Here is a 1394-nt window from a genome sequence, read left to right on the forward strand (position 1 = left end):
ATCGGCCTTGACGGTGGCACTGCCGAGGAGAGTGGCGCCGTCGTACACCCTGACGGTGTCGCCGGCCTTGGCGCCGCTGCCGCCGAAGGTGGGCGAGGCGTCATCGGTGCTGCCGCCGGCCACGATCGGACCGGTGACTGCGCCCTGGTCGTCCGTGGCTACGACCACGCCCGGAGTAGCTGGCGGCGTGGTGTCGAGCATGATCGGGTAGCTGCCCGTCTCCGGGCTGGACCGACCCGCGCCGTCGACCGCGACAGCGCTCAGGTTCTTGACGCCGTCTCCGCTCAGGGGGCTGGTGGTCACGCTCCAGGTGCCGTTGGCGGCCACGCTGGTCGAGCCCACGTCCGTGTCGTTGGCGCGCACGATCACGACGGTGCCTGCCGTGCCGGTCCCGCTCAGCGTGAGTGTGGTGTCGTTGGTGCTGGCGTCCTTGCCGAGGTTGCCCTTGTCGTCGCTCACGCCGGTGATCGCCGGCGCAGAGGGTGCATCTCCCAGCAAGGTGAAGGTCGACGCGGGCGTGGCGGCGCCGACGTTGCCGGCCGCATCCACGGCCCGCGCGGTGAAGCTGTGATCTCCCTCGGCCAGGGGCGGATTGGGCTCGAAGCGCCAGCTGCCGTCGGCTCGCACCTCCGCGTTGCCGATCAGCTTGCCGTTGTCGTAGACGTTGATGCTCGACACCTGCGTGGCGTCTGCCTTGCCGGTGTACACCGGCTTGCTGTCGTCGGTCTGCGCGCCAGTGGCGATGGGGCCTGTTACGGCACCCACGTCGTCCAGCACCTGGATCAGGGACGGGTCCAGCGCTGCGGGCGCCGTGATGTCCACGTTGAGCGTGAAGGCGCCCGAACGCGGGCTCTCGTTGCCGGCCGGATCGGTCAGCGTGTAGCTGAGCTGATGCGTGCCCTCGCCGAGCGGATTGGTCGGCGTCAGCGTGCCGGTGGCTGGGTCATAAGTCGCGGCGACCTTGGTGCCACCGACATACAGCGATGGGGTCGAACCGGCCGGAACCGTGCCGATATTGATGCCGGGCGTGGTGTCGTCAGAGATCCCTGCGACGCTCGCCGGATTCCTGATCGCACCAGCATCGTCGGCATAGCTCGTCGCGGCTGCCGGAGCAGCCGGAGCGGTCGTGTCGACGGTGATGGCGAGTGCCGGTGACGGCTTGCTCTCGTTGCCAGCCGCATCGGTCAGCGTGTAGCTGATCTGATGTGCGCCTTCGCCGAGGGGATTGGTTGGCGTCAGCGTGCCGGCGGCCAGGTCATAGGTCGCGTCGACCTTCGTGCCATCGACATAGAGCGACGGGGTCGAGCCAGCCGGAACCGCGCCGATGTTGATACCGGGCGTGGTGTCGTCGGTGGTCGCGACGACGCTTGCCGGGTTCCTGATCGCACCGGCAT

At 68.9% G+C, this 1394-nt stretch carries 1 protein-coding gene; it reads right to left on the bottom strand.

The window, feature by feature from the left end; all coding sequences use genetic code 11:
- On the bottom strand, window positions 1–1394 hold a 1394-nt coding region (locus ACSFA3_RS23370; RefSeq protein ID WP_435507817.1), incomplete at both ends, for an Ig-like domain-containing protein.

The sequence above is a fragment of the Variovorax glucosi genome, from assembly GCF_051216695.1.
In the GTDB taxonomy this organism is placed as follows: Bacteria; Pseudomonadota; Gammaproteobacteria; order Burkholderiales; family Burkholderiaceae_C; genus Variovorax.